23 protein-coding genes are annotated in these 20,539 nt (G+C 61.8%); 9 read left to right on the forward strand and 14 right to left on the reverse strand.

Annotated features, from left to right (window positions below):
• Positions 1 to 351: 351 nt before the first annotated feature.
• Positions 352 to 2,460 carry a molybdopterin oxidoreductase family protein gene (locus tag LOY51_RS05765; RefSeq protein WP_258645173.1) on the forward strand — a complete coding sequence of 703 codons (2,109 nt, stop codon included), beginning with the start codon at positions 352 to 354 and terminating at the stop codon, positions 2,458 to 2,460.
• Positions 2,461 to 2,605: 145 nt separating this feature from the next.
• Positions 2,606 to 2,941: a Grx4 family monothiol glutaredoxin gene (gene grxD, locus LOY51_RS05770; protein ID WP_110995142.1), complete on the forward strand. Its 336-nt coding sequence runs from the start codon at positions 2,606 to 2,608 to the stop codon at positions 2,939 to 2,941.
• Between the two features lie 162 nt (positions 2,942 to 3,103).
• Here the strand turns inward: grxD and bfr are convergent, their stop codons facing one another.
• Positions 3,104 to 3,577, reverse strand: coding sequence for a bacterioferritin (gene bfr, locus LOY51_RS05775; RefSeq protein WP_110995143.1), 474 nt, complete (start codon positions 3,575 to 3,577; stop codon positions 3,104 to 3,106).
• Between the two features lie 201 nt (positions 3,578 to 3,778).
• On the reverse strand, positions 3,779 to 4,000 hold the full coding sequence (locus LOY51_RS05780; protein WP_110995144.1) for a bacterioferritin-associated ferredoxin: 222 nt from the start codon (positions 3,998 to 4,000) through the stop codon (positions 3,779 to 3,781).
• 214 nt (positions 4,001 to 4,214) lie between these two features.
• Between LOY51_RS05780 and LOY51_RS05785 the strand changes: the two genes are divergently transcribed.
• Positions 4,215 to 4,817 carry a peroxiredoxin gene (locus LOY51_RS05785; protein WP_023629028.1) on the forward strand — a complete coding sequence of 201 codons (603 nt, stop codon included), beginning with the start codon at positions 4,215 to 4,217 and terminating at the stop codon, positions 4,815 to 4,817.
• 135 nt (positions 4,818 to 4,952) lie between these two features.
• Here LOY51_RS05785 and rnt read toward each other — a convergent pair whose 3' ends face one another.
• Together rnt and pyrC are read right to left on the reverse strand one after the other, a co-directional pair.
• Positions 4,953 to 5,627 (reverse strand): ribonuclease T, encoded by a 675-nt coding sequence (gene rnt / locus LOY51_RS05790; protein ID WP_125857627.1) that lies wholly within the window; start codon positions 5,625 to 5,627, stop codon positions 4,953 to 4,955.
• Positions 5,624 to 6,670 (reverse strand): dihydroorotase, encoded by a 1,047-nt coding sequence (gene pyrC, locus LOY51_RS05795; protein ID WP_125857628.1) that lies wholly within the window; start codon positions 6,668 to 6,670, stop codon positions 5,624 to 5,626. Before pyrC ends, rnt begins: the two co-directional genes overlap by 4 nt.
• 130 nt (positions 6,671 to 6,800) lie before the next feature.
• Here pyrC and LOY51_RS05800 point away from each other — a divergent pair, with 130 nt between their 5' ends.
• Positions 6,801 to 7,772: a flagellar protein MotY gene (locus LOY51_RS05800; RefSeq protein WP_258645175.1), complete on the forward strand. Its 972-nt coding sequence runs from the start codon at positions 6,801 to 6,803 to the stop codon at positions 7,770 to 7,772.
• A 128-nt stretch (positions 7,773 to 7,900) separates the two neighbouring features.
• Complete coding sequence (locus LOY51_RS05805; protein ID WP_125462856.1) at positions 7,901 to 9,118, forward strand: argininosuccinate synthase; 1,218 nt, start codon at positions 7,901 to 7,903, stop codon at positions 9,116 to 9,118.
• Positions 9,119 to 9,166: 48 nt separating this feature from the next.
• Here LOY51_RS05805 and LOY51_RS05810 read toward each other — a convergent pair whose 3' ends face one another.
• The gene (locus LOY51_RS05810) at positions 9,167 to 9,706 is read right to left on the reverse strand and encodes a hypothetical protein (protein ID WP_223277181.1); all 540 of its coding nucleotides are present in this window, start codon (positions 9,704 to 9,706) and stop codon (positions 9,167 to 9,169) included.
• 374 nt (positions 9,707 to 10,080) lie between these two features.
• Between LOY51_RS05810 and LOY51_RS05815 the strand changes: the two genes are divergently transcribed.
• A complete protein-coding gene (locus LOY51_RS05815; RefSeq protein WP_110995496.1) occupies positions 10,081 to 10,707 on the forward strand; it encodes a response regulator transcription factor in 627 nt (208 codons plus the stop codon).
• 40 nt (positions 10,708 to 10,747) lie between these two features.
• Here the strand turns inward: LOY51_RS05815 and LOY51_RS05820 are convergent, their stop codons facing one another.
• From LOY51_RS05820 to metG, 7 genes are all read right to left on the reverse strand, one after another.
• Positions 10,748 to 10,924, reverse strand: a complete 177-nt coding sequence (locus LOY51_RS05820; RefSeq protein ID WP_189654522.1) for a PA3496 family putative envelope integrity protein — start codon at positions 10,922 to 10,924, stop codon at positions 10,748 to 10,750.
• Positions 10,925 to 11,028: 104 nt separating this feature from the next.
• A complete protein-coding gene (gene nth, locus LOY51_RS05825) occupies positions 11,029 to 11,667 on the reverse strand; it encodes an endonuclease III (RefSeq protein ID WP_125857630.1) in 639 nt (212 codons plus the stop codon).
• A gap of 4 nt (positions 11,668 to 11,671) precedes the next feature.
• Complete coding sequence (locus LOY51_RS05830) at positions 11,672 to 12,196, reverse strand: Rnf-Nqr domain containing protein (protein ID WP_125857631.1); 525 nt, start codon at positions 12,194 to 12,196, stop codon at positions 11,672 to 11,674.
• The gene (locus LOY51_RS05835; protein ID WP_258645178.1) at positions 12,189 to 12,803 is read right to left on the reverse strand and encodes an RnfABCDGE type electron transport complex subunit G; all 615 of its coding nucleotides are present in this window, start codon (positions 12,801 to 12,803) and stop codon (positions 12,189 to 12,191) included. Before LOY51_RS05835 ends, LOY51_RS05830 begins: the two co-directional genes overlap by 8 nt.
• Entirely contained in the window at positions 12,800 to 13,771 is a 972-nt protein-coding gene (locus tag LOY51_RS05840; RefSeq protein WP_258645180.1) for an RnfABCDGE type electron transport complex subunit D, read from the reverse strand. The genes LOY51_RS05835 and LOY51_RS05840 overlap by 4 nt, the downstream gene beginning before the upstream one ends.
• A 12-nt stretch (positions 13,772 to 13,783) precedes the next feature.
• Entirely contained in the window at positions 13,784 to 14,332 is a 549-nt protein-coding gene (locus LOY51_RS05845; protein ID WP_258645182.1) for an Rnf-Nqr domain containing protein, read from the reverse strand.
• Positions 14,333 to 14,419: 87 nt separating this feature from the next.
• A complete protein-coding gene (gene metG, locus LOY51_RS05850; protein WP_125857635.1) occupies positions 14,420 to 16,459 on the reverse strand; it encodes a methionine--tRNA ligase in 2,040 nt (679 codons plus the stop codon).
• Between the two features lie 158 nt (positions 16,460 to 16,617).
• On the opposite strand from metG, the gene apbC reads away from it, so the two are divergent.
• A complete protein-coding gene (gene apbC / locus LOY51_RS05855; RefSeq protein ID WP_258645184.1) occupies positions 16,618 to 17,712 on the forward strand; it encodes an iron-sulfur cluster carrier protein ApbC in 1,095 nt (364 codons plus the stop codon).
• A 228-nt stretch (positions 17,713 to 17,940) separates the two neighbouring features.
• Here apbC and LOY51_RS05860 read toward each other — a convergent pair whose 3' ends face one another.
• The gene (locus LOY51_RS05860; protein ID WP_016488765.1) at positions 17,941 to 18,150 is read right to left on the reverse strand and encodes a cold-shock protein; all 210 of its coding nucleotides are present in this window, start codon (positions 18,148 to 18,150) and stop codon (positions 17,941 to 17,943) included.
• 340 nt (positions 18,151 to 18,490) lie between these two features.
• Between LOY51_RS05860 and dcd the strand changes: the two genes are divergently transcribed.
• Entirely contained in the window at positions 18,491 to 19,057 is a 567-nt protein-coding gene (gene dcd / locus LOY51_RS05865) for a dCTP deaminase (RefSeq protein WP_003258001.1), read from the forward strand.
• A gap of 98 nt (positions 19,058 to 19,155) precedes the next feature.
• Positions 19,156 to 19,386, forward strand: a complete 231-nt coding sequence (locus LOY51_RS05870) for a hypothetical protein (protein ID WP_110995504.1) — start codon at positions 19,156 to 19,158, stop codon at positions 19,384 to 19,386.
• A gap of 31 nt (positions 19,387 to 19,417) precedes the next feature.
• Here the strand turns inward: LOY51_RS05870 and LOY51_RS05875 are convergent, their stop codons facing one another.
• Positions 19,418 to 20,533 (reverse strand): succinylglutamate desuccinylase/aspartoacylase family protein, encoded by a 1,116-nt coding sequence (locus tag LOY51_RS05875; protein WP_125857636.1) that lies wholly within the window; start codon positions 20,531 to 20,533, stop codon positions 19,418 to 19,420.
• Between the last annotated feature and the right edge of the window lie 6 nt (positions 20,534 to 20,539).

The raw sequence follows: 20,539 nt of genomic DNA on the forward strand, positions 1-20,539 counted from the left end.
ATCTGCAACGGTGTGCAGGTCGACCGTATGGGTTTTGTTGACAACGGGAGTGACCTGCGGCGTAAGCCGCACGGGGCGGACGGAATAGGGAAAGGCGCAATACTATAATTAAATGTCGCCTCAAACCAAGAGGGGAAACAGTGTCTCTGTATCAGCGGGTGTCGTAACCCACTGCAGGTGCGCTGTTTTTTATTTGCTACAGGGTTTGTACACGGCCAGGCGCGCGTTTGGCAAACCTGCTGTCGCGAATCGTGGGCCTGATGTCGGCCAATTCACGCCGCGAAGCGCGCTGGTGAGCCTTGCTGGGGCGGCGCATAGTCGAACGTCCATAACAACACGGCAGAGGCGGCCATGACCAAGACCCTGCATCACCGAGCCTGTCACCTGTGCGAGGCCATCTGCGGCCTGAACATCGAAGTGACCCACGAAGCCGACGGCCGGGCGCGTATCAGCTCGATCAAGGGCGACCCGCAGGACCCGTTCAGCCGTGGGCATATCTGCCCCAAGGCAGTCGCCCTGCAGGATATCCAGGAAGACCCCGACCGCCTGCGCCAGCCCCACAGGCGTATCGGCGACCAGTGGCAGCCGATTGGCTGGGACGAGGCGTTCACCCTGGCCGCCGAGCGCCTCTGGGCGGTGCAGCAGGCCCACGGGCGCAACGCCGTCGCGGTGTATCAGGGTAACCCCAGCGTGCACAACTATGGGCTGATGACCCACAGCAACTATTTCCTTGGCCTGCTCAAGACTCGCAATCGCTTCTCTGCCACCTCGGTCGACCAGTTGCCCCAGCACCTGACCAGCTACCTGATGTACGGCCATGGCTTGCTGCTGCCGATCCCGGACATCGATCACACCCACTTCATGTTGATACTCGGTGGCAACCCGCTGGCTTCGAACGGCAGCATCATGACGGTGCCGGATGTGGAGAAGCGGCTGAAGGCGCTGAAGGCCAGGGGCGGGCGCCTGGTGGTGGTCGACCCGCGGCGCAGCGAGACGGCGGCGATGGCAGATCAGCACCTGTTCATCCGCCCCGGTGGCGATGCGGCGCTGCTGTCTGCGCTGCTGCATACCCTTTTCGCAGAGGACCTGGCCCGCGGATCGCACTTGCCTGTCAACGGGCTGGATCAGGTACGCCAGGCCATTGCGCCGTTCGATGCCGAGGCGATGAGCGGGCTCTGCGGTATCCCGGCGCAGGACATCCGCCAGCTGGCCCGGGATTTCGCGGCCGCAGGCAAAGCCGTTTGCTATGGCCGGATGGGGGTTTCCACCCAGGCCTTCGGTTCGCTGTGCCACTGGCTGGTGCAACTGATCAACCTGGTCACCGGCAACCTCGATCGCAAAGGCGGTGCCCTCTGTACCGAACCTGCGGTGGACCTGGTGGCCAGCACCTCGGGCGGGCATTTCAACCAATGGCAGAGCAGGGTCTCGGGCCTGCCGGAATATGGCGGCGAACTGCCGGTGTCTGCCCTGGCCGAAGAGATCCTCGAGCCGGGTGAAGGGCAGATACGGGCGCTGGTGACCGTCGCTGGCAACCCGGTGTTGTCCACGCCCAACGGGCGGCGTCTGGATGAGGCCCTGGCTGGGCTCGAGTTCATGCTCAGCATCGACCTGTACATCAACGAGACCACCCGCCATGCCGACCTGATCCTGCCCTCGACTTCGGCGCTGGAGAATGATCATTACGATTCCACCTTCAATTTGCTGGCGGTACGCAACGTCAGCCGTTTCAACCGGGCGATCCTGGCCAAGCCCGAGGGAGCATTGCACGACTGGGAGATTTTCGTCGGCCTGGCCAAGGCTTTTGCGGCGCGCGCCCAGGCCGAGCTGAAGGTGACGCTGCCGCCAGCGCAGATGATCGATTACGCGCTGCGCAAGGGGCCTTATGGTGATGCGTCAACCTGGAAGCTGTCGCTGCAAACCCTCGACCAGCATCCCCATGGCCTCGACCTCGGGCCGCTGACGCCGAACCTCGCTGATCGCTTGGGTACCGCCAGCCAGGCGGTCGAAGCAGCCCCGGCTGCCCTGCTCGAAGACCTGCAACGGCTTGCCCGGCAATTGCCGCCGGAACCAGGCCAGCTGTTGCTGATCGGCCGCCGTCATGTGCGCAGCAACAACTCGTGGATGCACAACTTCCATCGACTGGTAAAAGGCAAGCCGCGCCATCAGTTGCTGATGCACCCGCTCGACTTGCACCAGCGCCAACTGCAGGACGGCCAGACGGTACGTGTTCGTTCACGCACCGGTGTGCTCGAAGTGCAGGTCCAGGCCAGCGAGGAGATGATGCCGGGGGTGGTCAGCCTGCCCCATGGCTACGGGCATGGGCGCCAGGGCGCCCAGTTGCAGGTGGCCAGCGCGCAACCTGGGGTGAGTGCCAATGACCTGACTGACGAGCGCCTGCGTGATGGCGTTTCCGGCAATGCGGCACTCAATGGCGTGCCGGTGCAGGTGGAGGCCGCCTAGGCTTTGTACGAAAAGTGCCTGATCGCCGCTCGACGACTTTCGTACAAACCCTAAACACCGGTAAGGCCGAGCATGCCGCTCGGGTTTCCGATACAATGCGTCACCGTGCCGACGACCATGTCGGAAAGTTCAGCCGAGGTGCTTCATGGATATCATCGAAACAATCAAAGAGCAGATCGCCAACAACACCATTCTGCTTTACATGAAAGGCTCGCCGAATGCCCCGCAGTGCGGCTTTTCGGCCAAGGCATCGCAAGCGGTGATGGGTTGCGGCGAGAAGTTCGCTTACGTCGACATCCTGCAGAACCCGGAAATCCGCGCCAACCTGCCCAAGTACGCCAACTGGCCGACTTTCCCGCAACTGTGGGTGGCCGGTGAGCTGGTCGGCGGTAGCGACATCATGCTGGAAATGTTCGAAAAGGGTGAGCTGCAGGCCCTGATCAAGGACGCTGCTGCCAAAGCCAAGGCTTCCGAGGCCTGATTCCAGCTTTGGCTCGCCGGAATGCAAAAGCCCCGTATATGCGGGGCTTTTTGTTGTCTGGTGATTTTTCGCGTGCCTCTGTAGGAGCGGCCTTGCCGGGGCGCTCCTACACCCCAATAAAAAGCCCCGCACTTGGCGGGGCTTTGGTGTATCTGGCGATCGTTACTCTTCGCCCATCTGCGACTGCAGGTAGTTCTCGATGGTGATCTTGTCGATCAGGCCCAGCTGGGTTTCCAGCCAGTCGATGTGTTCTTCCTGGTCTTCGAGGATGTCTTCGAGCACATCGCGCGAGCCGAAGTCGCCTGCAGTTTCACAGTGGGCGATGGCGGCTTTCAGGTCGGCGTGGGCCTTTTTCTCAAGCTTCAGATCGCACTCGAGCATCTCTTTGGTGTGCTCGCCGATCATCAGCTTGCCCAAGTCCTGGACATTGGGGATGCCTTCGAGGAAGAGGATGCGCTTGATCAGCTTGTCCGCGTCCTTCATCGCCTGGATGGATTCTTTGTACTCGAATTTGCCGATCTTGTTCAGGCCCCAATCTTCATACATGCGTGCGTGCAGGAAGTACTGGTTGATTGCGACCAGCTCGTTTCCGAGGATCTTGTTGAGATGCTGGATGACGCTTACGTCGCCTTTCATGATGGGGTCCTGCCCTGTAGAAGTTGAGCCAATGAAATCAAGTCTGAGCCCGACAACTACCTATGTCAAACCTAAGTTATTGAATAATAAGTGAAAATTAATCGGAATAAGAATGTTTGTGAACCGCGTTCGAGCGCTAACTTATTGAATTTCTGGCATAAAAAAACCGGGCACTGGGCCCGGTTCTTCGAAATTCATTTTTTACGCCGCGTTAAATTCAACGGGGTAGGGCAGCGCAGCCTGTTGGCTGAGCTGCAGCTCGGTCAGCGTCTCACGCACCACCTGCTTGGCGAGGCAGGCGCATTTACCGCATTGGCTGGCGACGTTGGTGGCGGCTCGAACATCCTTGTAGCTGCAGCATCCTTCGTAGATCGCATCGCGGATCTGTCCATCGGTGACACCGACACAAAGACACACATACATAAAGGCTGACCATTACGGTTGGATTCGATGGGTTGGAGAGTAATGGTAATGAGAATGCTTGTCAAAGCACTTTCTGAAAGGGCCGTCCTTGAGCGACCGATGGTAGAGATTCGGCCTGTCACCATAAGCCGTGTATGATGGTCGGCCTTTGCCAGATCCGGGGGAACTCATTCCGCCCGGGCAAGGTTCTTCACCCCTCATCAGGAGAAATCGAATGAGCGTACTCGTTGGTAAACAAGCCCCTGACTTCACCGTCCCTGCCGTGCTGGGCAACGGCGAAATCGTCGACAGCTTCAACCTGGCCTCGGCCATCAAAGGCAAGTACGGCCTGGTGTTCTTCTACCCGCTGGACTTCACCTTCGTCTGCCCGTCCGAGCTGATCGCCCTGGACAATCGCATCCCTGACTTCCAGGCTCGCAACGTGGAAGTGATCGGCGTTTCGATCGACTCGCACTTCACCCACAACGCCTGGCGTAACACCCCGGTCAACAACGGCGGCATCGGCCAGGTCAAATACACCCTGGCAGCCGACATGACCCACGAAATCTGCAAGGCCTACGACGTCGAGTCCGAAGGCGGCGTGGCCTTCCGTGGCGCCTTCCTGATCGACACCAACGGTGTTGTCCGTTCGCAGATCGTCAACGACCTGCCACTGGGCCGCAACATGGACGAGCTGCTGCGCCTGGTTGACGCCCTGCAATTCCACGAAGAGCACGGCGAAGTCTGCCCGGCCAACTGGAAAAAAGGCGACAAGGGCATGAACGCTTCGCCGGAAGGCGTTGCCGCTTACCTGAGCGAGAACGCTGGCAAGCTGTAATTTGCCAAGCGCATAAAAAAACCGGCCCTGGTGGCCGGTTTTTTTTGTCTCAAGTTTCAAGCTGCAAGCCACAAGTGAAAAGCCTGGCGCATATAGGCTGCTCTTTCTTGTCGCTTGAAGCTTGAGGCTTGCAGCTTAGTCGTTGAAATCGCGCCAGCCGCCCATTTCTTTCCAGCGGTTGACGATGCCGCAGAACAGCTCGGCAGTTTTCTCGGTGTCGTAGCGTGCCGAGTGCGCCTCGCGGCCATCGAAGTCGATGTCGGCGCTCTGGCAGGCCCGTGCCAGCACGGTCTGGCCGTATGCCAGGCCGGCCAGTGTTGCGGTGTCGAAGCTGGAGAACGGGTGGAAGGGGTTGCGCTTGAGGTCGTTGCGCGCCACTGCGGCATTGAGGAAGCCCAGGTCGAAGCTGCTGTTGTGCCCGACCAGGATTGCCCGCTTGCAGCCGTTGGCCTTGAGAGCCTTGCGCACGCCACGGAAGATGTCGGTGAGCGCACTTTCCTCGCTCACCGCCATGCGCAGTGGGTGGTCCAGCTTGATCCCGGTGAACTCCAGCGCGGCCTGTTCGATGTTGGCACCTTCGAAGGGTTCGACCCGGAAGAAGTAGGTGTGCTCGGGGAACAGGAAGCCCTTCTCGTCCATGCCGATGGTCACTGCGGCGATTTCCAGCAGGGCGTCGGTGGCGCTGTTGAAGCCACCTGTCTCGACATCCACCACCACCGGCAGATAACCACGGAAACGTTCGGCCATCGGATGGCGCGAACCGCTGCTGACCTGATTGTCCTGATCGTCGTCGTAGAGGTCTTCGCTCACGCGTTGTCCTCCAGCAGGCGCCAGCGCAGTTTCTCACCGGCACGCAGCGGGATCACGGTGGTGTCGCCGAACGGCAGACTGGCGGGTGCCGTCCACTCTTCGCGCACCAGGGTGATGGTGTCGGTGTTGCGCGCCAGGCCGTAGAAGTCCGGGCCATGCTTGCTGGCAAAGCCTTCGAGCTTGTCCAGCGCGTTACGCTGCTCGAATGCCTCGGCATACATCTCGATGGCGGCGTAGGCGGTGTAGCAGCCAGCGCAGCCGCAGGCGGCTTCCTTGGCGTGCTGGGCATGGGGGGCGGAGTCGGTACCGAGGAAGAACTTCGGGTTGCCGCTGGTGGCCGCGTCCAGCAGCGCCACCTGGTGGGTGTTGCGCTTGAGGATCGGCAGGCAATAGAAGTGCGGGCGGATACCGCCGACCAGCATGTGGTTGCGGTTGTACAGCAGGTGCTGGGCGGTAATGGTCGCGCCGACGTTGGCCGCAGCCTCGGTGACGAACTGCGCGGCGTCGCTGGTGGTGATGTGTTCGAAGACCACTTTCAGCGTGGGGAAACGCTCGACCAGGCGGCGCATGTGCTCGTCGATGAAGCGCTTCTCACGATCGAACACGTCGATCTCGCTACGCGTCACTTCGCCATGCACCAGCAGTGGCAGGCCGGTCTCGGCCAGGGCCTCGATCGCCGGGAAGATGTTGTCGATGCTGGTCACGCCGGAATCGGAGTTGGTGGTAGCGCCGGCCGGGTACAGTTTGGCGGCGTACACGATACCGCTGGCCTTGGCCGCGCGGACATCTTCGGCGCTGGTGCGGTCTGTGAGGTAGAGCACCATCAGCGGCTCGAAGCGGCTGCCGGCCGGACGCGCGGCGAGGATGCGCTCACGGTAGGCGCCAGCTTCGGCGGCGTTGCGCACCGGGGGCACGAGGTTGGGCATGATGATGGCACGGGCGAAGGTGCGCGCCACGTCGCCAACGGTATGTGGCAAGACGGCACCATCGCGCAGATGGATGTGCCAGTCGTCGGGGCGCAGGAGGGTCAGGCGATCGGACATTGGGGATTCCAGGCGGGTCGAACTCAGAAGCCAATGCTACCGGAAAACCCTTGGGCGAGCACGGCTATCAAGTTTTCCAACCAGCGTCCGATAGCGTTGAGGTAAGCCGTCAGAATTTGTGGAGCCGCCCGTGCGCCAGCGTTACCTAGCCCTGTTCACCCTTGTCGCCAGCCTGCCGGCGGGGGCACTCACCTTCCAGACCCGCGTGGAGCATGTCGCCTGGAAAGTCGAGGGTGACCAGTTCGAATGCCGTCTGGTGCAACCGATAGATGGTTTCGGTAGTGGTGAGTTCGTGCGCCGTGCCGGCGAGCTGCCGACGTTCCAGCTGCGCTCCGCAAGCAATGTGCTCGGTGCCGGATCCGCCACACTGTTGGCGGCAGCTGCACCCTGGCAGCCAGGCCGTGGCGACATCAATCTGGGGGCTGTGCGCATGGGCCGCACGGGTGTGCTGTTCACGTCCTCGCAAGGCCAGGCCAGCCGCTTGATCAATGGCTTGCTCGATGGGCGCAGCACGGTGGTGCGCAATTATGCAGGTGAAGGCGGGCGAGCCATGGAAGTGCGGGTGCTGCCGGTCAGTTTCGCCAAGGCCTACAGTGACTATCAGCGCTGCGCGAGCACGCTGCTGCCGATGAATTACGATCAGATTCGCCAGACCCAGGTCGGCTTCCCCGGCACTGGCTTTGAGCTGGACAGCTCGGCGCGTGCACGCCTGGACCTGATTCTGGACTACATGAAGGCCGACCCGACGGTCAATCACATCGAACTCGACGGTCATTCCGACAACAGCGGCAACCGCCTGACTAACCGTGACGCATCGCGCCGTCGTGCCCTGGCAGTGGCCGAGTACTTCAAGGCCCATGGCATTGCCGAAGAACAGATTACCGTGCGCTTCCACGGCGAGCGCTACCCCCTGGCCAAGAACAACAGCGCCGCCAACCGTGCGCGCAACCGTCGTGTCAACATCCAGCTCGATCGGGTGACCCCGGTCGAGAAGCCGGTTCCGGCTGCGGCGCCGGCCGTCCCCGCTGCAGCCCCGGCGCCGGCTGCCACCACCGCGCCGGCAGTCGTACCGGCCCAGCAGGCACCCGCGAAGCAGGGCTGAGTGCGACCACTGGTCGCGCTGTCGACAGTTCCTGTCGCTTTGTCGTCACAAGCTGTCGCCCCACTGTAATTTTTGCGGCAAGGCCGTTAGAATCGAAGGCTTTCCGTACAACCCCGTGGAGTGATGGCATGGCGGACGTAAAAAAGGTCGTACTGGCGTATTCCGGCGGCCTTGATACTTCGGTGATTCTCAAGTGGCTGCAGGACACTTACAACTGCGAAGTGGTGACCTTCACCGCTGACCTGGGTCAGGGCGAAGAGGTCGAGCCGGCCCGCGCCAAAGCCCAGGCAATGGGCGTTAAAGAAATCTACATCGATGACCTGCGCGAAGAATTCGTGCGTGACTTCGTGTTCCCGATGTTCCGCGCCAACACCGTCTACGAAGGCGAGTACCTGCTGGGTACGTCCATCGCTCGTCCGCTGATCGCCAAGCGCCTGATCGAAATCGCCAACGAAACCGGCGCCGACGCCATTTCCCACGGTGCTACCGGCAAGGGTAACGACCAGGTGCGTTTCGAGCTGGGTGCCTACGCGCTCAAGCCAGGCGTCAAGGTCATCGCCCCATGGCGCGAGTGGGACCTGCTGTCCCGCGAGAAGCTGATGGACTATGCCGAGAAGCACGGCATCCCGATCGAGCGCCACGGCAAGAAGAAGTCGCCGTACTCGATGGACGCCAACCTGCTGCACATCTCGTACGAAGGCGGTGTCCTGGAAGATACCTGGACCGAGCACGAAGAAGACATGTGGAAATGGAGCGTCTCCCCTGAGAACGCCCCGGACCAGGCTACCTACATCGAGCTGACCTACCGCAACGGTGACATCGTTGCCATCGACGGCGTCGAGAAGACCCCGGCCACCGTGCTGGCCGACCTCAACCGCATTGGCGGTGCCAACGGCATCGGCCGCCTCGACATCGTCGAGAACCGCTACGTCGGCATGAAGTCCCGCGGCTGCTACGAGACCCCTGGTGGCACCATCATGCTCAAGGCCCACCGCGCCATCGAGTCGATCACCCTGGACCGCGAAGTCGCTCACCTGAAAGATGAGCTGATGCCGAAGTATGCCAGCCTGATCTACACCGGCTACTGGTGGAGCCCAGAGCGTCTGATGCTGCAGAAGATGATCGACGCCTCGCAGGTGAACGTGAATGGTGTGGTTCGTCTGAAGCTGTACAAGGGCAATGTCGTGGTTGTCGGTCGCAAGTCGGATGACTCGCTGTTCGACGCCAACATCGCCACCTTCGAAGAAGATGGCGGCGCCTACAACCAGGCCGACGCTGCCGGCTTCATCAAGCTCAATGCACTGCGCATGCGCATTGCGGCCAACAAAGGCCGTTCGATGCTCTGAGCATCCAGCTGAAAAGAACCCGGCCCAGGCCGGGTTTTTTTTGGGCCGTCATTCAGGGGCTTCGGCTTGTTCGAACGGCAGTTCGGTGTCCTCGTGCATGGGGCCGGCTGATAGATGAAAACGGGCTCGGGTGTCGAGGTTATAAAGGGTCCAGCGGCGAGTGGTGGTTTGTGGGCGATCGATCATGCGCAACACATGGCGCTCGAGCATCTTGCGGCTCTCTGGGCCGGAGATGGCGATGACCATGGCAGCTTCGCTTTCGCAGAAAGGTGCCGAGGGCGGGGTGGGTGGTGCCTGGGTCTCTGTGGTTGCCGACGTAACCGCTTGGTTTGGCGCTGTTGGTGGTTGAGCGGGGTTTGGGCTGTTGGGCGTTGGGTCATGGTACTCGGGCACGAATAGCGACCCGGTATTGAAGTTGAGAGTGAGGAAGAACAACACCGTCAAGAAGAAGGGGAAGCCTACGAGGAACCAGGTGTAGATGGTCTGGCTTTCCTCGCTCAGGAATGGCAGCGAAGCCAGGGCAGAGGCTTCGATGACACCGGCGAAGACGGCGATAAGCGTCAATGGGCTGAATGATGGATTGTTCATGATGGGCGCCTGGGCATGCTTTGCTCATCAGTAGCCTGATTTTGATCACAGAGTAAGTGTGAGTATTTCCTCTATGGAGCGCTCTGGCCATTTATTTGTCGGCGTTCCGATGTCTTGTCCGAATAGTAGAAATTTCCTGCGTTAAGTGTAATGCCTCTACGCTTGGAGCTCGATTTGCAGAGTGTTAACTTGCACGCGGCTACATTTATTCAGGAGCGCATAAAGTTCTGCAAAATAACTGCGCGTAGGAATATTCCTTAAAAAGAGTAGGCACCTTCCTTCGATGCATCTGCCAAGGAAACCATCGCACGAATAATCGTTATGCTCGGTTGTGCTGGGGCATAAAACTAAAATAACGCAATAATGGATATCGCATGAACAAAGTGCTGATCGTGGATGATCACCCGGTCATTCGCCTGGCGGTACGCATGCTGATGGAACGGCATGGATACGAGGTGATGGCGGAAACCGACAACGGGGTGGATGCCTTGCAGCTAACGCGGGAGCATCTGCCAGACATTGTCATTCTGGATATTGGAATTCCCAAACTGGACGGGCTCGAGGTCATTGCCCGAATGACCTTGGCAAGCCCCGCAAGCAAGGTGCTGGTATTGACCTCGCAGGCGCCGGGCCACTTTTCGATGCGTTGCATGCAGGCGGGGGCTGCCGGGTACGTTTGCAAGCAACAGGAGCTGACCGAGTTGCTAAGTGCAATCAAGGCCGTGCTGTCAGGGTACAGTTACTTCCCCAATCAGGCACTGCACAAGGGGCGCACAGGCGTTGGTGGCGGAAGCGAAGTTGAAATGGTCGAGCGTCTTTCCGGCAGGGAGATGATGGTGCTGCAGCAACTTGCACGAGGAAAGACCAATAAGGAAATTGCCGATAGCATGTTTCTCAGCAACAAGACCGTGAGTACTTACAAAACCCGGCTGCTGCTCAAACTCAATGCGCGTTCACTGGTTGATCTCATCGAACTGGCCCAGCGGCACGGCCTGGCCTGAACCATCAAAAGCCTCCATCAGGAGGCTTTTCATGCCTGGGTTACAGGTCGTAATCGAAATCGGCCAGCTGCTTCTGCAGGCGCCGCTCTTCCAGCATATTGTCGATGGTCCGGCGCTTGCTGAGGTTGGTCTTGGCCACTTCGGGCTGCGGCTCAGCGTCTTCTTCTGTGATTTGAAACTCGTCGTCGATAGCCAGGTCTTCTTTATCGGTGCTCATGCGTCACTCCAAGCCAAAGGGCCATTGGCCGTCCTTATAGCGGGATTCACCGAGCGGGTAAAAAAGATTTTTTCAATCGTATTGCCAGTATTTTTGCTATTGCCTCAATCGTCCGATGTCTTGTGCCTGTATTCACACAGGTCCTCGATACGGCAGCTACCGCAGCGAGGCTTGCGCGCTTGGCAAACGTAACGACCGTGCAGGATCAGCCAGTGATGGGCGTCGAGCAGGTAATCCTTGGGCACGAACTTGAGCAGCTTCTTCTCCACCTCCAGCACGGTCTTGCCTGGTGCGATGCCGGTGCGGTTGCTCACCCGGAAGATATGGGTGTCAACGGCCATCGCCAGTTGCCCGAAGGCCGTGTTGAGCACGACGTTGGCGGTTTTGCGGCCAACCCCGGGCAATGCTTCAAGCGCCTCACGGGTTTCTGGCACTTCGCCGCCATGCTGTTCGACCAGCAGCCGGCAGGTCTCGATGACGTTCTTGGCCTTGCTGTTGTACAGCCCGATGGTCTTGATGTATTCGCTCAGCCCATCCACCCCCAGCGCATGAATGGCTTCTGGCGTGTTGGCGATGGGGAACAGGCGTGCAGTTGCCTTGTTGACGCCGACATCGGTTGCTTGCGCCGAGAGAATCACGGCAATCAGCAGTTCGAAGGGGGTGGTATAGGCCAGCTCGGTCTTGGGCTCGGGATTGTCTTCATGCAGCCTGCGAAAAATCTCCAGGCGTTTAGCGGCATTCATGGGGTCAACGTGTTCCTTGACGATGTGCAGTGGTGGGCTCGGGGCGTAGCTGATTGTACAAGCCCAGCAGTAGGCCGAGCAGTACCAGTGCGCCGGGCGCCAGATGAGTGATGTGTAGCCCTGTGATATCGGTCAGGGCCTGACGGCTGATGGCCAGAGCCAGGCCAGCCACTGCCATGCCCGCAAGGCCAATGAGCAGTGAACGCCAGCGGCCGGTTTGCGGTAACAGGCGTTCGACGGCCAGGCATTGCAGGGCCAGTAGCGCGGGAAAGTGGCCAAGCACAAGGGCCATCGGCAACGCCCAGGCCTGCAGCCCCAACTGCAGGCAACTGGCGAGCGCTGCGGCCAGCACCATGGACATCCACAGGTGCATGGCAGGTAGCAGATGGTTGCGTAACCCCGCCATGAGCAGTTGGTGCAGCAGTATCAATACGGCCATGTAGACCAGCATCGTCGAGGCCTGTATGACTGACCCGGTCGTGCCGATCAAGGGTGCCAGGCAAACGCTTAGCAACCAGTACCTATTCATGTTGGTCCTCCCCGAGCAACGCGGTGCGGTGTTGATCGAAGTAGCGCAGCGCATCCTGCACCGCGTCGATCACTGCGCGCGAGGTGACTGTCGCGCCAGCCAGTTGGTCGAACACGCCGCGATCCCGCTTGAGCGCCCAGGCCGGCTCGGGCGGGTCGTCATGGGCCTTGCCGATAAACTGGTCCAGCCAACGCCGTGCGGGATCGACCAGTTGGTCGCCCAGCCCTGGGCTCTCCTGCTGGCGAAGTACGCGTAGCCCGGTCAGGCGACCATGATTGTCGATCGCGATGGCCAGCTCGATTGGTCCGGCGTACCCCGGCACCTCGCTGCGCAGCATGATGGCCACGGGGGTGTTGGCCAGGCTGGCGCGATAGCCCGCCAGCAATCGACTGTGTTGCAACTGCTTGTCGGCCAGTGCCAAGGGGGTCTGCAGTGGCTGGTTGTCGTAGCTGTCTGTTGGCAGCACAGCCAGCCACTCACGCTCTTGCATCCGCTGTTGGGCTTCCTGGATGGGGCCGGCGGTCCAGTGTTGCCAGGCAAGGCTGCCGGCCAGCGCCAGGGCAGTTACCGATGACAGCAGCAGTAGGCTGCGCGCGCGCCTGCTCATGTGGACACCGGTTGGCGTCGCTGGGCCCAGCGGTCCAGCGCCGGAGCGCAGAGGTTCATCAGCAGGATCGCAAAGGCTGTCCCGTCCGGCACGCTGCCCCAGGTACGCAGCAGGTAGATCAGCCAACCTGCTCCGATACCGAACAATAGGCGGGCCAGCGGACGTTTACAGCCGGAGATGGGCTCGGTGCAGATGAAGAACGCTGCCAGCATGGTTGAGCCAGAGAACAGGTGCAGCAAAGGTGAACCATTGGAGTCGGAGCCCGACCCGTTCCACGCCAGCAGGCTGAACAGCAGGAGCCCGCCGAGCAAGCCCGCCGGGGCATGCCAGCTGAACACCTTGCGCTGTAACAGGAACAGCCCGCCCAGCAGGAATGCCAGGTTCACCCATTCGCTGCCTCGCCCGCCCAGCGTGCCGAAGGCCGAATGCGTTGCAATCAGCTCATCGATGGTCAGGCTGCGATTGTGCCGCAGGGCATCCAGTACCGTTGGGCTGGCCCAGGCGTCGATCTGCTCGCTGGCAATAAAGCTCAGGTGCAGGCTGTCGAGCAGGCCAGGCGCTTGGCCGGGCCAGTGATTCATCTGCAGTGGGAAACTCAACAGGGCGAAGGCATAGCCAACCATCGCCGGGTTGAACAGGTTGCGTCCGACGCCGCCGAAGGCCTGTTTGCCCAAGCCTATGGCAACGCTGACCGCAGCCACCGGTAGCCACCAGGGGGCCTGGCTGGGCAATGCCACCGCCAGCAGCACCGCGCTGACCAATGCGCTGCCATCCTCCAGCGCCGGCCGTATCGCTTGCCCGCGCCATGTCAGCAGCAGTGCCTCTGTGGCCAGGGCGGCGCTGGCGCACAGCAGCAGGTTGATCAACACCCCCCAGCCATGCAGCCAGAACAGCGCCAGCAACCCCGGCACGCAGGCCAGAAGGACCAGGCCCATGGCGTTGCGCAGGCGCGGGTCAGGCAGTGGCATGGGTTTGCAGGCTCATTGTGTGAATAGTCCGCTAAGGCCGGAGAGCGCCATGGTCATCACGCCAGCGCCGATCAGCTCGATGGGCAAGCCACGCAGCGCCGCCGGAACATCCGCATGGCGGCTGCGTTCGCGCAGGTCGGCGAACAGTAGCAGGGCTAGCCAGAACCCCAACCCGCCTGCCACGCCCCAGGCCAGCGCTTGCCAAACGCTGCTGCCATCGCTGCCGAGCTGCAACAGCAAGCCTAGCACCGCGACATTGCCCAGCAGCAGCTCTTGCAGGCCCTCCGCAGGCCAGCCAGGTCGCATGCGGCGCAGCAGTTGCGGTAGGCCCCAGGCGATCATCGCCAACAGCGGCAACAGGAGGAACAGGCTTAAGGCCTGCAATTGCAGCGGGGCAAGCAGGTACTGCTGGAGCAGCAGCCCGGCGGGCAGGCCGATCAGGATCAACAGCGCGCTGCACAGGCCAAGCGCTTGCAAGCGCTCGCGCTCGATCGGGTCGGGTTGCAACATCAGGTTGTTGACCAGCGCAGCGCTGACCAGGACCAGGATGTAGTCGCTCATGAAATGCCTGCCGCCTGAGGATGCCGTGATTATCCGGCAGCGGCCGCTGGATGGAAATGCCCCGGCCAGTTGGCCGGGGCAGGGGCGTTACTTGATGCGCTGGCCGGGCTTGGCGCCGCTGTCCGGGCTCAGCAGGTAGATCTCTTCGCCACCAGGGCCGGCCGCCATGACCATGCCCTCGGAGATGCCAAAACGCATCTTACGTGGTTTGAGGTTGGCCACCATCATGGTCAGGCGACCTTCCAGCTTGCTTGGGTCGGGGTAGGCCGACTTGATGCCGGAGAACACGTTGCGCTGCTCGTCACCGATGTCCAGGGTCAGGCGCAGCAGCTTGTCGGCACCCTCGACGGACTCGGCCTTGACGATCAGTGCCACGCGCAGATCGACGGCGGCGAAGGTGTCGAACTCGATTTCGGCCGACAGCGGGTCCTTGGTCAGTTCGCCGTTGCCGGCTGGGGCCTGGGCTTGCGAGGCCAACAGGTCTTCCTTGCTGGCCGCGACCATGGCCTCGACCTTGGCCGGCTCGATGCGGCTCATCAACGCCTTGAACGGGTTGAGCTTGTGGTTTTCCAGGCGCGACAGGTGGTCGTTCCAGGCCAGCGGGGCGACGTTGAGGAACGCCTCGGCATCGGCGGCCAGCAGCGGCAGAACCGGCTTGAGGAAGATCACCAGCTGACGGAACAGGTTGATGCCCTGGGCGCAGATGGCCTGGACTTCATCCTGCTTGCCTTCCTGCTTGGCCAGCGACCACGGCGCCTTGTCGGCAATCCAGGCGTTGGCGCGGTCGGCCAGGGCCATGATTTCGCGCATGGCACGGGCGAAGTCGCGGCCTTCGTAGGCTTCGGCGATCGATGGGGCGGCGGCGAGGAAGGCCTCGGTCAGCTCGGGGGCGGCATCGCCGGCAACCATCACGCCGTCATTGCCTTTGTGGATGAAGCCGGCGCAACGGCTGGCGATGTTGACCACCTTGCCGACCAGGTCAGAGTTGACCTTCTGCACGAAGTCCTCGAGGTTCAGGTCGAGGTCGTCGACGCCGCGGCCCAGCTTGGCGGCATAGTAGTAGCGCAGGTATTCCGGCTGCAGGTGGTCGAGGTAGGTGCGCGCCTTGATGAAGGTGCCGCGCGACTTGGACATCTTGGCGCCGTTGACGGTCAGGTAGCCGTGCACGTTGACCGCGGTCGGCTTGCGGAAGCCCGAACCTTCAAGCATGGCTGGCCAGAACAGGGCGTGGAAGTTGACGATGTCCTTGCCGATGAAGTGGTACAGCTCGGCCTTGGAGCCTTCGCTCCAGAACGCGTCGAAGTCCAGCTCCGGGCGGCGTGCGCACAGGTTCTTGAAGCTGGCCATGTAGCCGATCGGCGCATCCAGCCAGACGTAGAAGTACTTGCCAGGCTCGCCCGGGATTTCGAAGCCGAAGTACGGTGCATCGCGGGAGATGTCCCATTCCTGCAGGCCGGAGTCCAGCCATTCGGCCAACTTGTTGGCCACGGCGTCCTGCAACGTGCCGCTGCGGGTCCACTGCTGCAGCATGGCCTGGAAGTCGGGCAGCTTGAAGAAGAAGTGCTGCGAGTCGCGCAGCACCGGGGTGGCGCCGGAAATCGCCGACTTGGGGTTCTTCAGTTCGGTCGGGGCATAGGTGGCACCGCACTTTTCACAGTTGTCGCCGTACTGGTCCTCGGCCGCGCACTTGGGGCAGGTGCCCTTGATGAAACGGTCGGCGAGGAACATGCCCTTTTCCGGGTCGAAATACTGGGTGACCGAACGGGTGGCGATGTGGCCGGCGTCACGCAGGCGGCTGTAGATCATGCCCGACAGCTCGCGGTTCTCTTCGCTGTGGGTGGAGTGGAAGTTGTCGAAATCGACCAGGAAGTCGGCGAAGTCGCCGCTGTGCTCGGCCTGGACGTTGGCGATCAGTTGCTCCGGGGTGATGCCTTCCTTCTCCGCGCGCAGCATGATCGCCGAGCCGTGGGCATCGTCGGCGCAGACATAGATGCACTGGTTGCCGCGCAGCTTCTGGAAGCGAACCCACATGTCTGTCTGGATGTACTCGAGCATATGGCCAAGGTGAATGGAACCATTGGCATAGGGCAGGGCGCTGGTGACGAGAATCTGACGTGGCTCGGACATGGTGGCTCGGCTACTTATCTGGCTACGGGGTAAAAATGAGGGTGATCGGCCACTATAAAGGGCTGGCGAAGATATTTCACCTTGCGAACGCATCTGCTGACGATTGACGGGTTAGCATAGGCGCCTGTTTCGTATTCAGTTTGCCAATGGGAGCCTCCATGAGTGCCGTTACCCGTGCCGCCGTCGAAGGCGTGCTTCGCCAGTACACCGACCCCTACCTGAACCAGGATCCGGTCAGCGCCGGCTGCGTGCGCGCCATCGACATCCAGGGCGCGCAGGTCAGCGTGCAGTTGCAGCTGGGTTATGCCGCCGGCCTGTTCAAGGGTGGTTGGGCCCAGGTGCTGCAGACCGCGATCGAGAACCTCGATGGCGTTTCTTCGGCGCATGTGACCATCGATTGCGTGATCGCCACCCACAAGGCTCAGGCCCAGGTGCCGGCCATGGCCAATGTGAAGAACATCGTGGCCGTTGCCTCGGGCAAGGGCGGGGTCGGCAAGTCGACCACCGCGGCCAACCTGGCCCTGGCACTGGCGCGGGAGGGCGCGCGAGTCGGCATTCTCGACGCAGACATCTACGGCCCTAGCCAGGGCGTGATGTTCGGTATCGCCGAAGGCACTCGCCCGCAGGTGCGCGAACAGAAATGGTTCGTGCCGATCAAGGCGCATGGTGTTGAAGTGATGTCCATGGCTTTCCTCACCGATGACAACACACCCATGGTGTGGCGCGGGCCAATGGTTTCCGGTGCGTTATTGCAACTGGTGACCCAGACCGCCTGGGATGACCTCGACTACCTGGTGATCGACATGCCGCCGGGCACTGGCGACATCCAGTTGACCCTGGCGCAGAAAGTGCCGGTGGCCGGCTCGGTGATCGTCACCACGCCACAGGACCTGGCGCTGCTGGATGCGAAAAAGGGCGTGGAGATGTTCCGCAAGGTCAACATCCCGGTGCTGGGCGTGGTGGAGAACATGGCCGTGCACATCTGCTCCAACTGCGGCCATGCCGAGCACCTGTTCGGTGAGGGCGGTGGTGAGAAGCTGGCGGCCCAATATGGTGTCGAACTGCTGGCTTCGCTGCCGCTGTCGATGCTGATTCGCGAGCAGGCCGACAGCGGCAAGCCAACCGCCATTGCCGAGCCGGAAAGCCAGATCGCCATGGTCTATCAGGAACTGGCGCGTCAGGTGGGGGCACGGATCGTATTGCAGGAAGCCGCCGCACCGGCAATGCCGAGCATCACCATCAGCGAAGACTGACGCAGGCTGCTTCGAATGGAAAAACGCTGACCAGGCGATTTACAGCGACTTCGTGGGAGCGGGCTTGCCCCGCGATACCGGCGCAGCCGGTGCCCCCCATCGCGGGTCAAGCCCGCTCCCACGGAGTGCTCTGAGCGACAGGGCAGTCTGTTCCGCGAGATTTTCGAGCAGGCACAAAAAAACCCGCCAATGGCGGGTTTTTTCTGAAAGCTAGGAAGCGAGATCGACTTAGGCGATCTGAACTTCTTCAGCCTGCATGCCTTTCTGGCCGCGGGTAGCGACGAAAGTAACAGCCTGGCCTTCTTTCAGGGTTTTGAAGCCGTCAGCTTGGATGGCTTTGAAGTGCACGAACAGGTCGTCGCCCGACTGAGGGGTGATGAAGCCGTAGCCCTTCTCATCGTTGAACCACTTGACGGTACCGGATTGGCGATTGGACATTTTTCTGTCTCCTTGGACAAAGTTGATGGCGGCCAGGAAAGCCCCGACCGAGACTGAGTGCAAAGGAGCAGAAGGTGTCATGGAGATGGGCCGATCGTAAATCGTGCATCAAACAGATCTTCGGTGTCGCGTGCAGCACAGTGGCGACACCATAACCCACTTTCCCTGACCTGCCAATAACTGGTGAGAGGTTTGTCGTAATTCAGATCGGCGGCGGCTGCAGGCCCCGTCCGGCGGGCATTGCAGTGAGACTGTGGGATGCGACTTTGCCGCGGGCGCCGGGACCGGTAAGATGCGCATCACGATTTTTTTCACCTTGCACTCTCAGGACACACCCGCCATGAGCATCAAATCGGACAAGTGGATTCGCCGCATGGCGCAGGAACACGGCATGATCGAACCGTTCGTCGAGCGCCAGGTGCGCGGCGAGCAGGACAGCCGGGTCATTTCCTTCGGTGTTTCGAGCTACGGCTACGACGTGCGCTGCGCCGACGAATTCAAGGTGTTCACCAACATCAACTCGGCTACTGTCGACCCGAAGAACTTCGACGCCGGCAGCTTCGTCGACATCAAGAGCGACGTCTGCATCATCCCGCCGAACTCCTTCGCCCTGGCCCGCACCGTCGAGTACTTCCGCATCCCGCGCGACGTGCTGACCATCTGCCTGGGCAAGAGCACCTATGCCCGTTGCGGCATCATCGTCAACGTCACCCCGCTCGAGCCTGAGTGGGAAGGCCATGTCACCCTGGAGTTCTCCAACACCACCACGCTGCCGGCGAAGATCTACGCCAACGAAGGCGTGGCGCAGATGCTGTTCCTGCAGTCCGACGAAGAATGCGAAGTCTCGTACAAGGACCGTGGCGGCAAGTACCAGGGCCAGCGCGGCGTCACCCTGCCGCGCACCTGAGCCGACCAACCGCGGGAATTGTTTGCCCGTCCGGCACTCCAACGAGATAGCAGTCCCGGCGCGCACGACGCGTGCCGGCTCTCGTCAGGAGCCGCTCCATGAAACTCGACCCCGCAATCAGCGCCAAGCTGGCGGTCCTGCAGCCGAATCAGGTCGGATTGCTGGCCTGGACGCTGCTGGCGCATCCGCCAATGCACCTGCAGGCCGGTGGCGTACCGCATCAGCCTGACCCTGATACCCCGCAACCGCCAGAGCCCGGCGAGCATCCGCCGATGGAGCCGGGCGAGCCGACCCTGCCCGACGAACCACCGCCAGCCCCCGTGGCCTGACCCGTCCGCAGCGCCGCCTGGTTTTAGCGGCTCAGTTACCCAGCAGGTAGCCGCTGCGGCATACCTGCTCGCCAGCGACATGGGCGATGACCATGCCGGCCGTGGCCATGCGCCGCACGCTACGCGCATACAGCAGCCCTGCCTGGGTGTTGCGCAGCGGGGTGACGCGGTCACTGAGCGGGTCGATGACCTCGGCTATCAGTTGCCCCGCTTCCAGGTACTGCCCGGGTTTGGCATGGAACACCAGCAGGCCGCCCAGCGGCGCAGTGACGGGCTCCACCGCTGCCAGCGGCGTCGCTGGCTGGCGCAGGGCTGGCAGCGGTGCGGGCTGGCCGTCGATCACGCCGCTGTGGGTGAGGAAATCCACAATCGCCTGGCAGTCCTGGGTCGCCAGGGCATGGCTGACATCCGCCTGGCCGCGCAGCTCGATGGTCACCGAGAAGCTGCCCATGGGGATCGGGAAGCGCTTGCCGAAGCGCTGTTGCAATTGCCACCACACCAGGCTGAAGCACTCGTCGAACGACTGCCCGCCCGAGTCGGTGGCCAGCAAACTGGCCTGCACGCCCAGGTAGCGCGCCAGCGGTTCGACCTGAGGCCAGGCCTCCGGGGTGGTGTACAGATGCTCGACGGCTTCGAAGTCGCAGTGCAGGTCGAGCACCATGTCGGCATCGCAGGCCAGGCGCTGAAGGGTCAGGCGCTGGGATTGCAACGGGGTGTGCGCCGGGTGCGCGTCCAGGCCGCGACGCAGGTACTCGCGGATCAGCGCCAGATTGTGCGCAGGGTCGTCATTCAGATGGCCTTCGATCTGGTCGCCGATGCTGTCCGACAAGTCGACGAAGTTGCGGTTGAAGTTCTCGCCGCTCTGCAGCTCGAAGCGCCCCAGCGGGGCGTCCAGCAGCACCTGCTCCAGGCCCACCGGGTTGGCCACCGGTACCAGGATGATCTCGCGCCGTAGCCGGCCGTGCTGTTCCAGCTCCAACAGGCGTTGCTTGAGGTGCCAGGCCACCAGCATGCCCGGCAGTTCGTCGGCATGCAGCGAGGCCTGGATGTACACCTTGCCGCCGCCGCGCGGGCCGAAGTGGAAACTGTGCAGTTGGCGGGCGATGCCGGGCGCGGGGGACAGCAGGTCGTGGGTCGAATGGTGCATGGGGGT

This window comes from Pseudomonas sichuanensis, from assembly GCF_024749065.1.
In the GTDB taxonomy this organism is placed as follows: Bacteria; Pseudomonadota; Gammaproteobacteria; order Pseudomonadales; family Pseudomonadaceae; genus Aquipseudomonas; species Aquipseudomonas sichuanensis.